This window comes from Pseudoalteromonas sp. AOP31-A2-14, assembly GCF_052378035.1.
Lineage (GTDB): Bacteria > Pseudomonadota > Gammaproteobacteria > Enterobacterales > Alteromonadaceae > Pseudoalteromonas.
Genome location: NZ_JBQSXI010000001.1, coordinates 2533975 through 2552500, shown reverse-complemented (window position 1 = coordinate 2552500; position 18526 = coordinate 2533975). Strand labels below are relative to the sequence as shown.

Sequence of the window (18526 nt, the reverse complement as noted above, 5' to 3'; positions counted from 1 at the left end):
AGGTTGAAGATTGAGTAACATCAATTGGAGGACCGAACCCACTAACGTTGAAAAGTTAGGGGATGACCTGTGGTTAGGAGTGAAAGGCTAATCAAACCGGGAGATAGCTGGTTCTCCCCGAAATCTATTTAGGTAGAGCCTCGGACGAATACTTACGGGGGTAGAGCACTGTTAAGGCTAGGGGGTCATCCCGACTTACCAACCCTTTGCAAACTCCGAATACCGTAAAGTACTATCCGGGAGACACACGGCGGGTGCTAACGTCCGTCGTGAAGAGGGAAACAACCCAGACCGCCAGCTAAGGTCCCAAAGTCATAGTTAAGTGGGAAACGATGTGGAAAGGCACAGACAGCCAGGAGGTTGGCTTAGAAGCAGCCATCCTTTAAAGAAAGCGTAATAGCTCACTGGTCGAGTCGGTCTGCGCGGAAGATGTAACGGGGCTAAACTATGCACCGAAGCTGCGGATTCATCTTAGGATGAGTGGTAGGGGAGCGTTCTGTAAGCGGTTGAAGGTGTGCCGGGAGGCATGCTGGACGTATCAGAAGTGCGAATGCTGACATGAGTAACGATAATGCGGGTGAAAAACCCGCACGCCGGAAGACCAAGGGTTCCTATCCCATGTTAATCAGGGTAGGGTAAGTCGACTCCTAAGGCGAGGCCGAAAGGCGTAGTCGATGGGAAACGGATTAATATTTCCGTACTTGGTATAATTGCGATGGGGGGACGGAGCAGGCTAAGCAAGCATGGCGATGGTTGTCCATGTGAAAGTGAGTAGGTTAGTGACTTAGGTAAATCCGGGTTACTGTTAGACTGAGACACGAGACGAGCCACTAAGGTGGTGAAGTTGTTGATGCCATACTTCCAGGAAAAGCCTCTAAGCTTCAGATTATACCGAATCGTACCCCAAACCGACACAGGTGGTCAGGTAGAGAATACTAAGGCGCTTGAGAGAACTCGGGTGAAGGAACTAGGCAAAATCGTACCGTAACTTCGGGAGAAGGTACGCTCCGATGGGTGACGGGATTTACTCCCTGAGCTAATTGGAGCCGCAGTGACCAGGTGGCTGGGACTGTTTATTAAAAACACAGCACTGTGCAAAATCGCAAGATGACGTATACGGTGTGACACCTGCCCGGTGCCGGAAGGTTAATTGATGGGGTTATCCTTAGGGAGAAGCTCTTGATCGAAGCCCCGGTAAACGGCGGCCGTAACTATAACGGTCCTAAGGTAGCGAAATTCCTTGTCGGGTAAGTTCCGACCTGCACGAATGGTGTAACCATGGCCACGCTGTCTCCACCCGAGACTCAGTGAAATTGAAATCGCAGTGAAGATGCTGTGTACCCGCGGCTAGACGGAAAGACCCCGTGAACCTTTACTACAGCTTGGCACTGAACATTGAACCTACATGTGTAGGATAGGTGGGAGACTTAGAAGATGAGACGCTAGTTTTGTTGGAGTCGTCCTTGAAATACCACCCTTGTAGTTTTGATGTTCTAACGTCGGTCCCTGAATCGGGATTACGGACAGTGTCTGGTGGGTAGTTTGACTGGGGCGGTCTCCTCCTAAAGAGTAACGGAGGAGCACGAAGGTTGGCTAAGTACGGTCGGACATCGTACGGTTAGTGTAATGGTAGAAGCCAGCTTAACTGCGAGACAGACACGTCGAGCAGGTACGAAAGTAGGTCATAGTGATCCGGTGGTTCTGAATGGAAGGGCCATCGCTCAACGGATAAAAGGTACTCCGGGGATAACAGGCTGATACCGCCCAAGAGTTCATATCGACGGCGGTGTTTGGCACCTCGATGTCGGCTCATCACATCCTGGGGCTGAAGTCGGTCCCAAGGGTATGGCTGTTCGCCATTTAAAGTGGTACGCGAGCTGGGTTTAGAACGTCGTGAGACAGTTCGGTCCCTATCTGCCGTGGGCGTTTGAGAATTGAGAGGGGTTGCTCCTAGTACGAGAGGACCGGAGTGAACGAACCGCTGGTGTTCGGGTTGTCATGCCAATGGCATTGCCCGGTAGCTACGTTCGGAACTGATAAGCGCTGAAAGCATCTAAGCGCGAAGCAGGCCTCGAGATGATTTCTCACTAGACTTTTAAAGTCTCTGAAGGGCCGTTGAAGACTACAACGTTGATAGGCAAGATGTGGAAGCATGGTGACATGTTAAGCTAACTTGTACTAATTACCCGTGAGGCTTAACCATACAACGCCAAACGCGTTTTGTGTGACAGTTTGACAGAAGTTAATATGACTAAAGTAGATATTACGCAGAAAGACTTAAAAAATATTATCAGAATTTCCAAATTCAGTTAGTTTGTAGTGATACGAATTAACGCCCAAATTTGCTTGGTGACAATAGCGTTTTGGACCCACCTGACTCCATGCCGAACTCAGTAGTGAAACGAAACAGCGCCGATGATAGTGTAGCATTTGTTATGCGAAAGTAGGACATTACCAGGCTTCAAATTGTAGAAAGCCCGGCTCATTGAGTCGGGCTTTTTTACGTCTGGAGTAAAGTAAAAACACCAAGCCAATACCCCAATCCAGGACCCCGTAGCGAACTCAGTAGTGAAACACAGCCGCTCTGGGCGAGCCCTTGCAAAGACAGTGTCGTATTTGTTATGCGACTCTCTACCGGTGTCGGCACTACGCATTACCCGGCTTCAAATTAAAGAAAGCCCAATTCGAAAGCGTCGGGCTTTTTACGTCCACGGGAAAGTGAAAAGAACACCAAGAATACTTCAGTGCCTCATATTCCCCCTTCAAAAAAGAACCTCATAAATTCTACTTTAAATATTAATTGAAATATTTACTAACCTGCTCATAATAGACGAGTGTTTAGGAATGAGGTGAAAATCCTTAGCTGTTCCCGCAACTGTAAACAGTTCATACTGTAAGTCAGATACTAAACACCTTTATTTCATCAATGAGCGGGTAAACTCACTTTATACGCAAGTCTTTGTACTGGTGTTTACTGTATGGGTTTTACGCTTCGAGCAGAGACATACATTGCAGATAAACACACCGCTAATAACAGTGAATGAGCTATCGTGGGCTGTTGCTGATACAGAAGTTCTTAAAAGTATAAACTTATCAGTAGATCACGGTAAGTTTATTGGTTTACTGGGACCAAATGGGGCTGGAAAATCAAGTTTACTTCGCTGTATTTATCGCTATTGTAAGCCCAGTAAAGGCGATGTACGACTTTCAGGGCATGATATTTGGCAACTTAATTCAGATGATTATGCTAAGCAGGTTGCTGTTGTTTTACAAGAAACGCCTTCACAATTTAACCTTTCTCTTTTTGATGTGGTAAGCCTTGGCCTAACGCCACACAAACGCCTTTTTAGTGGCACAACAAATGATGATAAAAAACTTATTCAGCAAGCAATTGCACAAGTTGATTTAACTGAGCATAGTAATCAAGTATTTGATTCGCTTTCAGGTGGGGAAAAACAACGTGCGCTGATAGCCCGTGCGATAGTGCAAAGGCCACAACTTCTGATCATGGATGAGCCGACCAGCCATCTTGACGTGAAATATCAAATACAGTTAATGGAGCTGGCAAAGTCTTTAAATGTTACCGTACTTGCTTCATTCCACGATTTAAATTTAGCCGCTAGTCTTTGTGACGAACTCCTTGTTATAAATCAAGGAGAAATAGTTGCAGCAGGCAAACCTCAAGAGGTTATTACTGAGAAAATGCTTAGTGAGGTTTTTGGTGTATGCGCAAAAGTATCAACTCATCCGCAAAGCCGTGATAAGACCATTCCACATATAACTTACTTTTACGGTTATCAAATTGGAGAGCGTGATGCAGCTAAAAAATAAGTTCAGTCTTATTTTAACCATAACGTTAAGTGTATTGAGTATTTTTGCTGCTTTAAATTTTGGTGCCGCGCCTAGTAAGTTTATTGATGTTTATAACAGTGTTGTTGGGCAATGGTTCGGTCAGTGGTTTGGGCAAGGAAGCGAACCTTTTATTGAGCGAATTATTTGGCAGCTACGTATGCCTCGCACATTATTAGCATTCTTAGCGGGATCTGGTTTAGCAATTGCAGGGCTTATCCTGCAAACAGTGACACGTAACCCACTTGCCGATCCGTATTTATTTGGTATTTCTTCAGGTGCCTCATTTGGTGTGGTGTGTTTTATAACGTTAACTGGCATTAGTGCAGGTTTTTCAATGTCACTAGCTGCATTTGTTGGCAGTATGCTAGCAATGGTTTTATTAGTTGTTATTGCTGGGCGTAAAGGCTCAGGGCAAGTTGAAACTATGTTGCTGGCGGGCGTCGCGCTATCATTTTTGTTCAGCGCATTTACCAGCTTATTGCTTTATTTTAGCGATCCGCAAGCGATCACTGCTATTTTATTTTGGAGTCTTGGCAGTTTTTCTCGTGCGCAGTGGCACTCATTGTGGCTACCTGCTTTGGTAATACTCAGTTGCACTGCTTTGATGATGGGCTTTAGGCGTCAACTTAATGCTATGTTACTTGGCGATGAAAGTGCGGCAACACTCGGCATTCCAGTTCAGCGGTTTAGATTATTAATGTTGATTTTAAGCTCGTTGATCACCGCTGTATTAGTGGCTTTATGTGGTGGTATTGGTTTTGTTGGTTTGATGATCCCCCATATTGTACGCTTTTTTGTCTCTCAAGGTACGGTAACTGGGCTTGCTATGACGGCCTTTGTTGGCGGTACTTTTATGGTTTGGGTTGATGTGCTCTCACGCAGTATCATGAATAACCAAGAGTTACCTATTGGTGTGATCACCTCGGCGATAGGTAGTGTATTCTTTCTATCTTTACTGTGTTTTAAAAAACGAAGGTGTTAATGATACAACTTTCAAAGCTTAGCCTTAATTATAGCAATACTATTAGTTGAGTTACGCTGATATTCTAAAATAAGATGACTATGAAAACGATTATGATCCAAGGCACGACATCTGATGCGGGTAAAAGTACCTTAGTTGCAGCGCTTTGTCGGGTATTTGTAGATCAAGGTATTAAAGTAGCGCCGTTTAAACCGCAAAATATGGCGCTCAATAGTGCTGTAACAGAAGATGGCGGTGAGATTAGTCGAGCGCAGGCACTACAAGCAATAGCCGCTAAAGTCGCGCCGAGGATTGATTTTAACCCTGTTTTACTCAAGCCGAATAGCGATACTGGTGCACAAGTGATTATTCATGGTAAAGCGATTAGTAACATGGAAGCAGACGCTTATCATAACTATAAACAAGTAGCGATGAATGCGGTGCTTGTCTCACAACAACGTTTAAGTGAAGAGTTTGAGCTATTAGTAGTTGAAGGCGCGGGCAGCCCTGCTGAGATAAACCTACGCGCAGGTGATATCGCCAATATGGGTTACGCTGAAGCAGTTGATTGTCCTGTAATCATTATAGCTGATATTGATAAAGGCGGTGTTTTTGCGCATTTAATTGGCACATTGGCACTTTTAAGCGAGTCAGAGCAAGCCCGGGTGCAAGGTTTTGTGATCAACCGTTTTCGAGGCGATTTAAGTTTGCTACAAAGCGGCCTTGATTGGTTAGAGGAATATACTGGTAAACCTGTACTTGGCGTATTACCGTATTTACATGATTTAGCACTCGATGCTGAAGATGCTCTCGTGGTTGATAATCAAGTGAACCAAGGGAAAGTAAAAATAGCGGTGTTACTTTTGCCACATATTAGCAACCATACAGATTTTGATGCCCTGCGATTAAACCCTTATATTGATATTAACTATATTCGTCATACCCAAGTAATCCCAGATGTTGATTTAATTATTATTCCAGGCAGTAAAAATGTCATTAGTGATTTGGCTTTTTTAAAAAATGAAGGGTGGGAGAGCCAAATAAAACGCCACCTTCGTTATGGTGGCAAAGTATTGGGGATTTGCGGTGGTTTACAAATGTTAGGTACGGATATTTTTGATTTAACAGGTGTTGAATCTAGCCAAAAACACGCTAAAGGTTTAGCACTTGCACAGCTTAAAACACAACTAGGTGTGCAAAAAGTATTGACTCAAGCCTCGGGTGTTATTTACTTAAACACTAAAAAGGCAAGTGTTAAAGGCTATGAGATACATGCGGGCAGCAGCCAAGGTCCTGCACTTGAACAGCCTTTTTTAAAGTTTACTGAGCATCCGCATAATGTAGCACATGATGGCTTTATATCTGATGATAATAATATAGCAGGCACTTACTTACACGGCCTGTTTGATAACAGTAGCGCCACTCAATTAATACTTGATTGGGTATTGCCAAATAGTGGTATAACTCAGTTAATAGACATAGACACACATCGCGAACAGCAATTAACGCGCTTAGCGAATATGTGCAAAGAGCATTTAGATTTAGACAAAATAACGCAAATTTATCAAAACTGGGAGGGAGTTGATCATGAGTGACATAAGTAACGACAAGCACCAACAACGCCAACAAAAAGTAAAAAGCAAAGTTGATGAGCGTATTGCTGCCGCACAAACAGAAAAAGGTGTTTTTCAGGTTATTACCGGCAATGGTAAAGGTAAATCAACCTCAGGTTTTGGCACGGTAACACGCTGTGTAGGCCACGGCATGAAAGCCGCTGTGTGTCAGTTTATTAAGGGGACTTGGCCGTGTGGTGAGCGTAATGTGCTACAAGGCGCAGGCGTTGAGTTTGCTATTATGAATACTGGTTTTACTTGGGAGACGCAAAATAAAGAATCAGACACGGTTGCAGCGCAAACTACCTGGCAAGAAGCTAAACGAATGTTGGCCGATGAATCAATTAACTTAGTGTTACTTGATGAAATCACTTATATGATCACTTACGGCTACATTGATTTAGATGAAGCGCTGGAGGTTATCGCTAACCGTCCGCCAATGCAGTCTTTAATCATTACAGGGCGTGGCGCGCACCGTAAATTAACTGATTTAGCTGATACCGTCAGTGAAGTGCGTAATGTTAAACACGCATTTGATGCCGGTGTCAAAGCACAAATAGGCTTTGATTACTAATGGTTAGGCTTGTCCTTATTCTGTTCGTCGCCATACAAAGCATTAACCTTGCTTTGGCTTCAAGCAAGCAGCAGTTAAGAATCATCGCCCTGGCACCACATATTGTTGAGAATCTTTTTGAAATAGGGGCCGGTGAGCAAATCGTAGGTACTGTAGAATATTCAGACTTTCCAGCAGCAGCTAATAATATCCCTCGTATTGGCGGTCATCAAGGTATTCAACTAGAAAAGCTATTAGCGCTTAAACCGGACCTGGTTCTGGCATGGAAAACGGGTAGCAAAGCGGAAGATTTAGCGCGTATTAAAAGTTTTGGTATTGAAGTTTCATATAGTGATGCCAGTGAGGTTGATAAAGTCCCGTATGAACTGCGCCGCTTAGGTGCACTCACCGGGCGCGAGCAATCAGCTGAGCAGGCCGCAACTAAATTTGAAAATAACATTGCTGTAATTAAAGCCAAATATAAAGATAAAAGTAAGGTGGCGATATTTTATCAGCTATGGCCAGAGCCGATGATGACGGTTGGCAAAAATACTTGGATCAATCAATTGATCGACATTTGCCAAGGCCGTAATGTGTTTGCAAATAGCCGCACAGATTATCCGCAGATCAGCATTGAAAATGTTGTTGTCGCAAAGCCTGAGGTAATTATCTTACCAGATGAAAAATCACAAAAGCAGCAAGCCGTGATTGATTGGTCACAATGGCCTGAAGTGCCTGCTATACAACATAATCAGTTTATTAGTGTTAATGCTGATGTATTACACCGCTTTACAACACGTGTGCTCGAAGGGCTGGATGATATGTGTACTAAAATAGATGACTCTCGCGCCGTTTCAAGGAGGCTATATGAGTAATTGGCAAAGCTTTTTAAAAACTGAGTGTGCAAAACCCTACATGCAAGAGACTCTTGACATCGTTGCGCAAAAACGCAGTGAAGGGGCTGTTGTATACCCGCCAGCATCACAAGTGTTTAGCGCATTTGATGCAACACCACTGAGTGACATTAAAGTGGTCATACTTGGACAAGACCCATACCATGGTGAAGGGCAAGCGCATGGCTTGTGTTTCTCAGTATTACCTGAAGTAACTAAATTACCACCTTCACTTAAAAATATTTATAAAGAGCTGGCAACTGATATTGCGGGCTTTAGCATCCCTGAGCATGGTTACTTACAACGCTGGGCAGAGCAAGGGGTGTTTTTACTAAACACGGTACTAACCGTTGAACAGGGCCAAGCACATTCACACAAACACCTTGGTTGGGAGCAGTTTACCAGTGAGGTAATTGCGCATATAAATCAGCATTGTGAAGGTGTGGTGTTTATCTTATGGGGCGCACATGCGCAAAAAAAAGGTAAAAGTATTGATAGTTCACGTCACCTTGTTTTAAATGGTCCACACCCCTCACCGCTATCAGCTCATCGTGGCTTTTTTGGCTGTCAGCACTTTTCAAAAACTAATCAGTTATTAATAGAGCAGGGAAAAAGCGCGATTGATTGGCAGGTTTAATGCAAACAACTCATGCATGTGCATGCAATTAGTATTAAAAAGGCCCTTTAATAATATTAAAGGGCCTTTTAGTTGGTTAGGGTGTATTGCATGATTAGTTAAAAATCTAACTCATCAACTGCAATACTATCTGTAAAGTAGTCGAGCTCCTGTAGTTCTTTGCGCAAACGATGCTTGTCTTTCAAAGCTTCTATTTCGCGCCACTTTCTTTTTTTATTTTTCTGAGAGGTTTTTCTTGTTGTACTAGGACCTTCTAATATCTCTAAAATATCGTCTAGGCTATCCATAACTTCTCCTATTGAATTTTGAACCTCAAAAATACCTATATCACAGGCAAAGCTAAAATAGAATAAAAAAGTGACATTAATGTTACAGATAAATGATAAATTAGTGAATAGGGATTAGCTTTACTGTTTTTTTAAACATAAAAAAACGCCGCAATTGCGACGTTTTCTATTTTAACAATGTAACTTGAAAAAGCAGTTACATTGCTTTAAAGCGTGCTTCTAGTTGCTCTTGTGCATCTGCAAATGAGCGGATACCTTCGGCTAATTTTTCAGTAGCCATCGCATCTTGGTTATGTAACCAGCGGAACTGTGCTTCAGTTAAAGGAGCTGGTTTTGGCTCTTTAGCAATATCACTTTCAAGTAAGTATTCTTGCGCACCTTCAAGGTTGCCTAAGTCTTCTAAAAGGTTAGGGCTGATCGTTAGCTTGTCACAACCAGTTAAGGCAATGATTTCACCGGTATTTCGGAAGCTTGCGCCCATAACCACGGTTTTATAATCATGGCGTTTGTAAAATTCAAAAATACTGCGTACAGATTGCACACCAGGATCTTGTAATGGATCGGTTGGTTTTTCCATACCGTTGGCTACGTGCCAATCTAAAATACGGCCAACAAATGGTGAGATTAAAAATACGTTAGCATCGGCACAAGCACGGGCTTGGGCATCACTAAATAGCAAGGTTAAGTTACATTTAGTGCCTTCTTTTTCTAGTTGCTCAGCAGCTTTAATACCTTCCCATGTTGAAGCAACCTTGATTAAGATTTTATCTTTGCTTACGCCTTCTTTCTCGTACAGGCTTAACAAGGTATGGGCTTTATTGATTGTTGCTTGTGTATCAAACGATAAACGTGCATCAACTTCGGTAGAAATATAGCCAGGTACAATCTCGCTTATCTCTTTACCTAGTAATACCGCAAAGTAATCACAGGCCAATTCTAATTGCTTAGCAGGGTCTTGCTCGGTTTCTTTAGCGTAACTCCACGCTTTATCTAAATATGGCTTGTAGGCTTCAATTTCGCTGGCTTTTAAGAGCAATGAAGGGTTAGTTGTTGCATCTTCCGGTTGGTGTTTTTTAATCGCTTCAATATCACCAGTGTCAGCCACGATAGATGAATGTTGTTTGAGCCTTTGTAGAGCTGAAGTCATTTGCTTTCCTCATTCCAAGCAAGTTAAAAGAAAAATCTACTGTAACTACCTTATACTGCAGCACTGTGACAGTGCTTTATAGGTCTTATGTCCGTATCAGTAAAGAACGAAGGTGCATTGCTTAATCTGCGATGCGAATAAGGTAGGTATCATACCAATCAATGCTGGCAGATTGATATAAACAAAACGTGCTTTTCGTTCCATTTAATGTTGAAATTGACATTAAATAATTTCCAAGTCAATAGCTAACTATGATCACTGTTATTTCACCTGCAAAAAATTTAGATTACGAGAGCCAAGCAAGTACCGATAAATTCACGCAACCTGAGTTACTTGAACACAGCGAAGAGTTAATGGTTGTATGTCGCGAGTTAACACCAGCACAAATTAGCAGTTTAATGAAAATTAGCGATAAGCTCGCAGGCCTTAATGCTGCGCGCTTTAGTGAATGGTCGCAGCCGTTTACAACAGATAACGCTAAACAAGCTGTGATGGCCTTTAATGGCGATGTATATGGCGGTTTAGATGCCAACAGCTTAACTGCTGGGCAACTTGATTATGCACAAAGCCACTTACGTATTTTGTCAGGTTTGTATGGGTTATTAAAACCACTAGATTTAATGCAAGCGTATCGCTTAGAAATGGGCACAAAGCTCGATAATAGTCGTGGTAAAAACCTGTATGAGTTTTGGGGCAGTATTATTGCAGACAAACTTAATACTGTACTTGCAGAGCAAGATAGCAAATATTTAGTTAACCTAGCGTCAAACGAATATTTTAAAGCGGTTGATAAAAAAACCTTAAACGCGCAAATCATTACTCCGCACTTTAAAGACTGCAAAAATGGTCAATATAAAATTATCAGCTTTTACGCGAAAAAAGCCCGCGGCTTGATGGCTCGCTACATTATTGAGAATAAAGTTACCCAATTAAGCGATTTAAAAAAGTTTACTGTTGATGGTTACTACTATAGCAGTGAAGCAAGCCAAAAAGAGCTTGAGCCGGTATTTTTGCGTGATGAGCAAAACTAATTTCTACCAGCATTAAACGCTTAAAAAGCCATGCATTGCATGGCTTTTTAGTTTTGGCGCTGATTTTGCACGAACCTGATCCTATATGTAGAACAATCAGGGTTTAATAATGTTAAAAATACCTTCTATCAGTGAAGCTGAAAAATTAATAGAAGAAAAACTCGGTGGTTGGTTTGATGTTGTCATAAGCCATATCCCTAACTTCATTGTGGCAGTGATGATTGCCATTGTATTTTCCATCCTAGCGCGTTTTTTAGGTTCGATGATGCGTAATTTATTGCGCCGCTCTTTGGATTCCAAACAAATCGCTGATTTAATGGCCTCAATATTTAAGGTGCTGATACTGTGTGTGGGTTTATTTATCGCACTCGATTTTATGGGGCTAAAAGGCACAGTAACCTCACTGCTTGCAGGTGCCGGTATTGTGGGGCTAGCGATTGGTTTTGCCTTTCAGGATATGACCGAAAACCTTATAGCAGGTATTGCCATGGGTATTCGCAAGCCTTTTAAAACCGGCGATGTGATTAAAACCGATGATGTATTTGGTACTGTTAAGTCAATAAATTTGCGTAATACGCTGGTTGAGAACTTCTATGGACAATTAATTTTAGTGCCTAACAAAATACTGTTTCGCAATGTATTACGTAATTACAGCACCTTAGGTGTGCGCCGTATTGAAGTGCCAGTAGGAATTTCATACGCAGATGATCCAGAGCAGGCAGCCGAAGTGATCGTTAAAAAAATTAATGAATTTGATTTTGTCATTAAACAAGAGGAAACGGCCGTTTATGCCGACAGTTTTGGCGACAGCAGTGTCAATTTGCTGGTGTGGTTTTGGATCAAATACCCCGGTGAGGCGGATTATATGACGGTCCGCCATAAAGCAATCGTGGCCGTTAAGCAGGCGCTTAATGACGCTGATATTAGCATTCCATTCCCAATTCGCACGCTTGACTTTGCTATTAAAGGCGGTGAAAAACTCGATGCGATGATCAGTGATAAACAACAGCAGACAGAGCAATAGACTGCTTTATTTAATAACTAACCTGAACTGTGGTGAACTATCAGCAGGTAAAAGTTACCTGCTGATAGGTCTGATTTACATAACGGTGTTAGATAATCATGAAGGCTTTAATAACTTTATGGATAATTAACTGCAACTTTTTAAAGACAGTTAGCACTAATAGGGTAAGATTGCTAAATTCTCGTTTATTAATCTATAAGGAAATTACGATGAAAAAGCTCATCGCAACGTGCACGCTATCATTATTAATATTAACCAACACCAGTTATGCAAAAGAGCAGCAAATAAGCTCAGTTGAAAGAATGTTTGCAGTAATGGGCATGGATAAGCAGATGACTGGCGGTTTTGAAGCCATGTTGCCAGTCATTGAGCAAATGGCATCACAGTTACAATTGGATGATGCGGCGAAAGAGGAGCTGAAAAATATTTATCGAGATTGGTTTAAATACGACTTTGACCAACAAGCAATTTTAACTAAATTGGTTGCAGTGTACTCAGAAAGTTTTACTGATAAAGAAATTAATGAGTTAATCGCATTTTATGAAACACCTACAGGGCAAAAATTTCTCGCTAAATCACCGCAACTAATGCAGATCGGTGCACAACTTGGTATGCAAGAAGGTCAGTTAAAACAAGCTCTACTGCTTGAAAGGCTACAACCTTTCTTAGCAAAGCATCAAGGTAAGTAAGAAACTACCGTCGTGATTGCGGCTGCTTTTTAAGCACTTATTAGACACAGCTTCAAACACACGCTAGTGTCTAGTAAGTGATAATAAAGCAGGCTTTAGTAATGGCTAGTCAAACACAGGGTACTGAACAGCCCGAAAATCCATGTATTCGCCACTGCTGTTTAGATAATAATGATATATGTCTTGGTTGCTTTAGAACACTCGCTGACATTTTAGCGTGGCATAGTGCTACTTTAGAGCAAAAACAGCAGATCCTTAATGAATGCCAAATTCGCAAAAGCGCTAAGCAAAAATAACCACTGCGTAGAACATCTTTGAGTCTGAAAAAGCGATTCCAAACTTCAATCTAATTAGCACGATTTAAGCAGCACCACTTACTCTCATAACGTAATCAATTGTATTTTGATTGCATACGTATTCAATTTTTATTCTGTTAGAACTATTCTATTGTTAATCGCTTGTAAATGTAAAGGCACCTAAATGACAACATAAGGAAAACACAATGAAAATTAAAAAAATAGCAACCACGATAGGGCTAAGCGTTGGCCTAAGTACTGCATCGATTGCAAATGCAGCACCCACCACATTCGTCCATTTATTTGAATGGAATTGGCAAGATGTCGCCCTAGAATGTGAACAATACCTAGGACCTAAAGGCTATGCCGCGGTTCAGGTCTCACCACCCAATGAGCATATCATTGGCAGTCAATGGTGGACGCGTTATCAACCTGTCAGTTACCTGTTACAAAGCCGAGGCGGTAGCCGTGAGCAGTTTATTGATATGGTTAATCGTTGTGATGCCGCTGGCGTTGATATTTATGTAGATACCTTGATCAATCATATGGCGGCAGGCAGTGGAACAGGCACCGCTGGTAATACCTATGGTAATAAACAATACTCAATTTATAGCCCACAAGACTTTCATGCTAGTTGCACTATTAATGACTCTGATTATGGAAACGATCGTTACCGAGTACAAAACTGTGAGCTAGTCGGCTTGGCCGACTTAGACACAGCTGCAACGTATGTTCAAAACACATTAGCGGCTTACATTAATGAATTACAAGCCATTGGTGTTAAGGGATTTCGGTTTGATGCAGCTAAACACGTTGCTGCCAGCGATATTCAAAGTTTAATGGCGAAAATAAATGGTTCGCCAGTAGTGTTTCAAGAAGTGATAGATCAAGGTGGCGAAGCAGTAACAGCTTCAGAATACTTAGCCACTGGTTTAGTCACTGAGTTTAAATACAGCACAGAGCTTGGCAATACCTTTAGAAATGGCTCGCTTGCATGGTTAAGTAATTTTGGTGAAGGCTGGGGATTTATGCCAAGTGCATCAGCTGTGGTATTTGTAGATAATCACGATAATCAACGTGGTCATGGTGGCGCTGGCAATGTAATTACCTTTGCCGATGGCCGTTTGTACGACTTAGCAAATGTATTTATGTTGGCTTACCCGTATGGTTATCCAAAAGTAATGTCTAGTTATGACTTTCATGGTGATACAGATGCCGGTGGCCCTAGCGTGCCAGTGCATAACAATGGGAACTTAGAATGCTTTGCAAGTAATTGGAAATGTGAACATCGTTGGTCATACATTGCCGGTGGCGTAGATTTTAGAAATAACACGACAGATAACTGGGCAACAACCAATTGGTGGGATAATACACATAACCAAATTGCGTTTGGTAGAGGAAGTTCAGGCCATGTTGCAATTAATAAAGAAGATTCAACACTTAATGCTACAGTACAAACAGATATGGCTCCAGGGCAGTACTGCAATGTGTTAAAGGGAGAATTAGCGAATGATGCAACAAGTTGTACTGGTGAAGTTATAACGGTTAATGCAAATGGCACTATTAACTTAAATGTAGCAGCGTGGGATGCAATGGCTATTCATAAAAATGCCAAAATAACCCCCCCCAATCCTGAGAGTGATTGGCAGCGCACTGTGGTATTCATTAGCGCACAAACGCAAAGTGGCCAAGATATGTTTATCCGCGGCGGGATTGACCATGTTTATGCAAACACAAACCTTGGGCGTAACTGCCAAACAAGTAATTTTGAATGTGCGATGCCAATTCGCCACAATAATTTAAAAAATGCCACTACCAGTCCTTGGAAAGCGAACGACAACTACCTAGATTGGTACGGTGTTGAAAGTGGCCAAAGTAGTGAAGCGCAAGGCACGGCAACCGATTGGACCACTAATATTTGGCCCGCAGCTTGGGGAGCAGAAAAAACCGTTGCTAACGATGGCTTTGGTGTTACACCGCTAAATATTTGGGGAGAGCATTATTGGCTGCTCGATGTTGATATGGATTGCAGCAAAGCGGTTAATGGCTGGTTTGAGGTCAAAGCGTTTATTAAAAATGGTCAGGGCTGGGAGGGCGATATAGCGCAAGCAAACACCCCTTATGTTAGCACTAATCATGTTGCTCAATGCGGCAAAATTAATAAGTTCGAGTTTAGTAATTCAACTGTAGAAATACGCAACTTCTAATTTTATTACAGGAACACCCCAGCTAAACCATAAGTATGCGTTTAGCTGGGATTTTACTTTGTAAGTCATGTTCTGGAGATTAGCTTTTTTGTGTTTTAATACACCTTAGTTGAACTATTAGTAAATCAGTTGCTTTAGTGCTTTAATTCTACAATCTTTAGCCTAGCGCCTCTAACCTAATTTCCTAATCCCTTATCTGCATTTTATTTTCAATAATTGCCACACCTTGAGTATTTTCTAAAAATTTTTGTGCCAACGCGCGTTCAAAGCCGGTTTCTGCTTGGCCGTATAAGGCTACTTTGTTGCCATCAACGTGGACTTGCAGTTGTGATAAGTTGAGGTTTGGATTGCTGCGCAGTTTATTAACAAGTGTTTGCTGTAGCGTTGGTTGAGGGGAAACGCTACTGATCATAATTGTGCTGGTGGTTGCACTGACTTGTGTTGCACAGGCGAGTAAAAATACACAGCAAAGTGATACCAAAGATATGGTTAATTTAAAGCGGTTCATGTTTCCCTCACAACGTTTATTGTATTTGCTTAGTAAATAGTAATCCTACTCTCTCAAAAACTGTTCCAATAACAACTTATTGAAATTAAAAGTTATTAATTTTATAAAAACATGCAGCTGAGAATTTTTTACATTCCACTGGGTAAAAAAGTAAGGTGCTATGTAATCTGCTGCTTCGGAGTCACAGTCGATTACTAAGATTGGGGCTGTTGTGAAGCTTATCAGAGGTATCTCAATGAATTGGCTGGTATGAAAGGTTTAAAAGTTATTAGTAAAAGGCAGCACAAAAACTAAAAAGCCGAGCTTAGGTAGTTGCTCGGCTTTGTTAATTATCCAGAATTTAGGTTAATTACTGTTATTTTTTCTTTTTGACTTTCGTTTTTGCTTTTTTACGGGCTTTTATTTTAGCCGGATCTTTAAGCTTTTTGATCGGTAATTTAGCTTCTTTATGTTGTGGCTCAAGACCTTTGATAACACGACGTTTCAGCTTTTGCTCAGTGTAACGCTCAACTTTGGCAACAATTGCAATATCGTGGGCTTCCACTAATGAAATCGCGATGCCTTTTTTACCGGCGCGGCCAGTACGGCCAATACGATGCACATACACATCTGCGGTGCGCGGCATATCAAAGTTAATTACATGGCTGATGTCTGCAACATCAATACCACGGGCGGCAACATCGGTTGCGACTAAAATTTTAGTACGACCAGAATGGAAGTTTTCCATCGCTTTCATGCGCTTGTCTTGCGGCATTTCACCACGCAGCCATGCAGCTTTAACACCGTTGTTAGTTAACTCACCAATTAAGGTTTCAAGGCGCTCACGGGTTTTTACAAACACAATCGCTTTGCTAACATCTGGGCCATTCAGGGTATTAACCAGTAATTCCAGTTTATGATGGTAGTCATCAGCCAAATGGATCCACTGGTGAATTTTAGCTTTTTCTTTACGTGATGACTCCGCTTCAAGCAGTGCAGGGTCATTTAAGATTTGTTCTGCAAAACGTTCAACACTGTCACCTTCAAGAGTGGCTGAGAACAAAAAGCATTGGCGACGGTTTTTAGCTTCTTCACAAATGCGCATCATTTCTTTACGAAAGCCCATGTCTAGCATGCGGTCGGCTTCGTCTAAAATAAGCATTTCGACATTTTCAGCGTGGAAGTTTTCGGTTTCTAGGTATTCCATTAATCGCCCTGGCGTGGCAATTAAAATGTCGTTATTTTTTTCAAAAATTTCTTTGTGCGTACCGTAGTTAATACCGCCAGTTACTACGCCTATTTTAAGGTGAGTGCCTTTGGCAAGTAGTTCACACTGTTCATGAATTTGATAAGCTAACTCGCGCGTTGGTGTCATTATTAACACGCGGGCAAAACCAGGTTCACGACGCGGAAAATCAAGTAAGTATTGAATCGCTGGGATCAAAAATGCCGCTGTTTTACCAGTACCTGTTGGTGCAGAGGCTAAAATGTCACGCCCTTGTAGCGCTTCAGGAATTGCTTGTTGTTGAATGCTGGTAGGGGTTTCATAACCCATTTTAGCGACGGCTTGTAGTAGCTTGTTATCAATATCAAAATCAGAAAATTGCATAGAGTGTCAAAAATAGAGGACAATTGCCGTTAATTATACGCGCTATCCGCCAGTTGGTGAATGAAAAGGTGAAAAAATGTCAGGCTTTGTTTTTAAGCAGTTTAAAGTTAACCAAACACGTACAGCCATGAAAGTATCAACTGACGGTATTTTACTCGGGGCATGGGCTGATTTAAGTGATGCTCAGCGCTTACTTGATATTGGCAGTGGCACTGGGTTATTAGCGCTAATGTGTAAGCAGCGAAAACCGAGCTTACTAATTGATGCTGTTGAAATTGACCATGGCGCGGCTGTAGATGCTAAAAACAATATAGCTCAAAGTCCATGGCCAGATATAACGCTTTTTGAAGGTACTATACAAGATTACCAAAGCGGCCAACCTTATGATGTAATCATCAGCAATCCACCTTATTTTAACCATAGTTTGAAAGGTGATAATCGAGCCCGAAACTTGGCAAGACATACTGATGAATTAAGCTTTACTGAGTTGCTCGAAGCATTTAAGCGATTAAGCCATAACAAATCGCGGCTTCATGTGATTTTACCCTGTAAAGAAGCTGAGGAGTTTATTGCTATAGCAAAGCAGTCTCAAGTGTATTTACAGCGGCGCTGCAAAGTAAAAACAACATTAAAAAAAAGCGCAACGCGCAGTTTAATGACCTTAGGGTATGCGCAATTGGATTGTGTTGAATCAGCACTTTGTATTTACAATGAGATGAATGAGTACAGCCAAGACTACACTAAATTATGTCGTGACTTTTATTTAAAAATGCGCGGCTGAATAAAAACTAGGAGCAAAGTTGTTTTACTTCATCAAGCTGAATTTGCACAAGTTTTGGGTCGTTAATAAGTTGTGGTAGTAGGGTGGTTAAGGTCACTTTGGATAAATCAGCACTGATATAATTAATAATTTTAAACTGCTGTTTAACGGTTAAGCCAACATAGTCTTGCAATGTGCCTTGATGCTTGATGAGCACTGGAATAACATCTTTTTTATTATCATCACAGCATGCCAATGTTAACTGCGTTAGATTAAATAAGTTTGCATGTAACTTACCACTTTTGATAAGTGGCTCAGCTTGATTTGGGATAAAAAATAGCTGTTGATGGGGCTCTGTGCTTATTGTGCCTGCACTTTTTAGCGGATTTATTTTCCCCTGTTTAAATTCAATCATATCACCAGTAATTAATGTGAAGTTAGACATAATTTATATTGCTCTTGTTTTTTATTAATTAGATA

General features: G+C 41.6%; 17 protein-coding genes, 2 rRNA genes and 1 riboswitch (1 of these 20 cut by a window edge). Of the genes, 14 read left to right on the top strand and 5 right to left on the bottom strand.

The features are described from left to right. The 8 genes from ACT3S9_RS11840 to ung all read left to right on the top strand — a co-directional run. A 23S ribosomal RNA gene (locus ACT3S9_RS11840) occupies nt 1–2203 on the top strand (it extends 684 nt beyond the left edge of the window). Nucleotides 2204–2345: 142 nt separating this feature from the next. Beyond that, nucleotides 2346–2460, top strand: a 5S ribosomal RNA gene (rrf, locus tag ACT3S9_RS11835). A 329-nt stretch (nt 2461–2789) separates the two neighbouring features. Next, a riboswitch (cobalamin riboswitch) is annotated at nt 2790–2928 on the top strand. 81 nt (nt 2929–3009) lie between these two features. Next, on the top strand, nt 3010–3831 hold the full coding sequence (locus tag ACT3S9_RS11830; protein ID WP_441835202.1) for an ABC transporter ATP-binding protein: 822 nt from the start codon (nt 3010–3012) through the stop codon (nt 3829–3831). Next, complete coding sequence (locus tag ACT3S9_RS11825) at nt 3815–4834, top strand: FecCD family ABC transporter permease (protein ID WP_441835203.1); 1020 nt, start codon at nt 3815–3817, stop codon at nt 4832–4834. The genes ACT3S9_RS11830 and ACT3S9_RS11825 overlap by 17 nt, the downstream gene beginning before the upstream one ends. An 80-nt stretch (nt 4835–4914) precedes the next feature. Beyond that, entirely contained in the window at nt 4915–6408 is a 1494-nt protein-coding gene (locus tag ACT3S9_RS11820; RefSeq protein WP_441835204.1) for a cobyric acid synthase, read from the top strand. Continuing rightward, on the top strand, nt 6401–7000 hold the full coding sequence (cobO, locus tag ACT3S9_RS11815; RefSeq protein ID WP_441835205.1) for a cob(I)yrinic acid a,c-diamide adenosyltransferase: 600 nt from the start codon (nt 6401–6403) through the stop codon (nt 6998–7000). Before ACT3S9_RS11820 ends, cobO begins: the two co-directional genes overlap by 8 nt. Continuing rightward, nucleotides 7000–7854: a cobalamin-binding protein gene (locus ACT3S9_RS11810; RefSeq protein WP_441835206.1), complete on the top strand. Its 855-nt coding sequence runs from the start codon at nt 7000–7002 to the stop codon at nt 7852–7854. The genes cobO and ACT3S9_RS11810 overlap by 1 nt, the downstream gene beginning before the upstream one ends. Beyond that, complete coding sequence (gene ung, locus ACT3S9_RS11805) at nt 7847–8509, top strand: uracil-DNA glycosylase (protein WP_441835207.1); 663 nt, start codon at nt 7847–7849, stop codon at nt 8507–8509. The genes ACT3S9_RS11810 and ung overlap by 8 nt, the downstream gene beginning before the upstream one ends. 98 nt (nt 8510–8607) lie before the next feature. On the opposite strand, the gene ACT3S9_RS11800 is transcribed toward ung, so the two are convergent. Further along, a complete protein-coding gene (locus ACT3S9_RS11800; RefSeq protein WP_441835208.1) occupies nt 8608–8796 on the bottom strand; it encodes a DUF3545 family protein in 189 nt (62 codons plus the stop codon). Nucleotides 8797–8992: 196 nt separating this feature from the next. Next, nucleotides 8993–9943 (bottom strand): transaldolase, encoded by a 951-nt coding sequence (gene tal, locus ACT3S9_RS11795; protein ID WP_064666355.1) that lies wholly within the window; start codon nt 9941–9943, stop codon nt 8993–8995. 251 nt (nt 9944–10194) lie between these two features. On the opposite strand from tal, the gene yaaA reads away from it, so the two are divergent. The 5 genes from yaaA to ACT3S9_RS11770 all read left to right on the top strand — a co-directional run bounded on the left by yaaA (nt 10195) and on the right by ACT3S9_RS11770 (nt 15190). Next, complete coding sequence (yaaA, locus tag ACT3S9_RS11790) at nt 10195–10974, top strand: peroxide stress protein YaaA (RefSeq protein WP_441835209.1); 780 nt, start codon at nt 10195–10197, stop codon at nt 10972–10974. Between the two features lie 109 nt (nt 10975–11083). After that, a complete protein-coding gene (locus tag ACT3S9_RS11785; RefSeq protein ID WP_192542593.1) occupies nt 11084–11998 on the top strand; it encodes a mechanosensitive ion channel family protein in 915 nt (304 codons plus the stop codon). A gap of 209 nt (nt 11999–12207) precedes the next feature. Then, nucleotides 12208–12687 carry a DUF2059 domain-containing protein gene (locus ACT3S9_RS11780; RefSeq protein WP_192542594.1) on the top strand — a complete coding sequence of 160 codons (480 nt, stop codon included), beginning with the start codon at nt 12208–12210 and terminating at the stop codon, nt 12685–12687. A gap of 101 nt (nt 12688–12788) precedes the next feature. After that, nucleotides 12789–12983: a DUF1289 domain-containing protein gene (locus ACT3S9_RS11775; protein ID WP_192542595.1), complete on the top strand. Its 195-nt coding sequence runs from the start codon at nt 12789–12791 to the stop codon at nt 12981–12983. A gap of 206 nt (nt 12984–13189) precedes the next feature. Beyond that, entirely contained in the window at nt 13190–15190 is a 2001-nt protein-coding gene (locus tag ACT3S9_RS11770) for an alpha-amylase (RefSeq protein WP_441835210.1), read from the top strand. Nucleotides 15191–15374: 184 nt separating this feature from the next. Here the strand turns inward: ACT3S9_RS11770 and ACT3S9_RS11765 are convergent, their stop codons facing one another. Both ACT3S9_RS11765 and srmB read right to left on the bottom strand, forming a co-directional pair. Beyond that, nucleotides 15375–15698: a BON domain-containing protein gene (locus tag ACT3S9_RS11765; RefSeq protein WP_441835211.1), complete on the bottom strand. Its 324-nt coding sequence runs from the start codon at nt 15696–15698 to the stop codon at nt 15375–15377. A gap of 355 nt (nt 15699–16053) precedes the next feature. Next, nucleotides 16054–17286, bottom strand: coding sequence for an ATP-dependent RNA helicase SrmB (srmB, locus tag ACT3S9_RS11760; protein WP_064666361.1), 1233 nt, complete (start codon nt 17284–17286; stop codon nt 16054–16056). Nucleotides 17287–17362: 76 nt separating this feature from the next. Here srmB and ACT3S9_RS11755 point away from each other — a divergent pair, with 76 nt between their 5' ends. Next, nucleotides 17363–18067: a tRNA1(Val) (adenine(37)-N6)-methyltransferase gene (locus ACT3S9_RS11755; RefSeq protein WP_441835212.1), complete on the top strand. Its 705-nt coding sequence runs from the start codon at nt 17363–17365 to the stop codon at nt 18065–18067. Between the two features lie 7 nt (nt 18068–18074). Here ACT3S9_RS11755 and ACT3S9_RS11750 read toward each other — a convergent pair whose 3' ends face one another. After that, nucleotides 18075–18491: a hypothetical protein gene (locus tag ACT3S9_RS11750; protein ID WP_441835213.1), complete on the bottom strand. Its 417-nt coding sequence runs from the start codon at nt 18489–18491 to the stop codon at nt 18075–18077. Between the last annotated feature and the right edge of the window lie 35 nt (nt 18492–18526).

Excerpts from the sequence above, each read along its gene's own strand:
- ACT3S9_RS11825 (WP_441835203.1), top strand. The coding sequence starts at position 3,815 with ATGCAGCTAAAAAATAAGTTCAGTCTTATTTTAACCATAACGTTAAGT.
- ACT3S9_RS11820 (WP_441835204.1), top strand. The coding sequence starts at position 4,915 with ATGAAAACGATTATGATCCAAGGCACGACATCTGATGCGGGTAAAAGT.
- cobO (WP_441835205.1), top strand. The coding sequence starts at position 6,401 with ATGAGTGACATAAGTAACGACAAGCACCAACAACGCCAACAAAAAGTA.
- ACT3S9_RS11810 (WP_441835206.1), top strand. The coding sequence starts at position 7,000 with ATGGTTAGGCTTGTCCTTATTCTGTTCGTCGCCATACAAAGCATTAAC.
- ung (WP_441835207.1), top strand. The coding sequence starts at position 7,847 with ATGAGTAATTGGCAAAGCTTTTTAAAAACTGAGTGTGCAAAACCCTAC.
- ACT3S9_RS11800 (WP_441835208.1), bottom strand. The coding sequence starts at position 8,796 with ATGGATAGCCTAGACGATATTTTAGAGATATTAGAAGGTCCTAGTACA.
- tal (WP_064666355.1), bottom strand. The coding sequence starts at position 9,943 with ATGACTTCAGCTCTACAAAGGCTCAAACAACATTCATCTATCGTGGCT.
- yaaA (WP_441835209.1), top strand. The coding sequence starts at position 10,195 with ATGATCACTGTTATTTCACCTGCAAAAAATTTAGATTACGAGAGCCAA.
- ACT3S9_RS11785 (WP_192542593.1), top strand. The coding sequence starts at position 11,084 with ATGTTAAAAATACCTTCTATCAGTGAAGCTGAAAAATTAATAGAAGAA.
- ACT3S9_RS11780 (WP_192542594.1), top strand. The coding sequence starts at position 12,208 with ATGAAAAAGCTCATCGCAACGTGCACGCTATCATTATTAATATTAACC.
- ACT3S9_RS11775 (WP_192542595.1), top strand. The coding sequence starts at position 12,789 with ATGGCTAGTCAAACACAGGGTACTGAACAGCCCGAAAATCCATGTATT.
- ACT3S9_RS11770 (WP_441835210.1), top strand. The coding sequence starts at position 13,190 with ATGAAAATTAAAAAAATAGCAACCACGATAGGGCTAAGCGTTGGCCTA.
- ACT3S9_RS11765 (WP_441835211.1), bottom strand. The coding sequence starts at position 15,698 with ATGAACCGCTTTAAATTAACCATATCTTTGGTATCACTTTGCTGTGTA.
- srmB (WP_064666361.1), bottom strand. The coding sequence starts at position 17,286 with ATGCAATTTTCTGATTTTGATATTGATAACAAGCTACTACAAGCCGTC.
- ACT3S9_RS11755 (WP_441835212.1), top strand. The coding sequence starts at position 17,363 with ATGTCAGGCTTTGTTTTTAAGCAGTTTAAAGTTAACCAAACACGTACA.
- ACT3S9_RS11750 (WP_441835213.1), bottom strand. The coding sequence starts at position 18,491 with ATGTCTAACTTCACATTAATTACTGGTGATATGATTGAATTTAAACAG.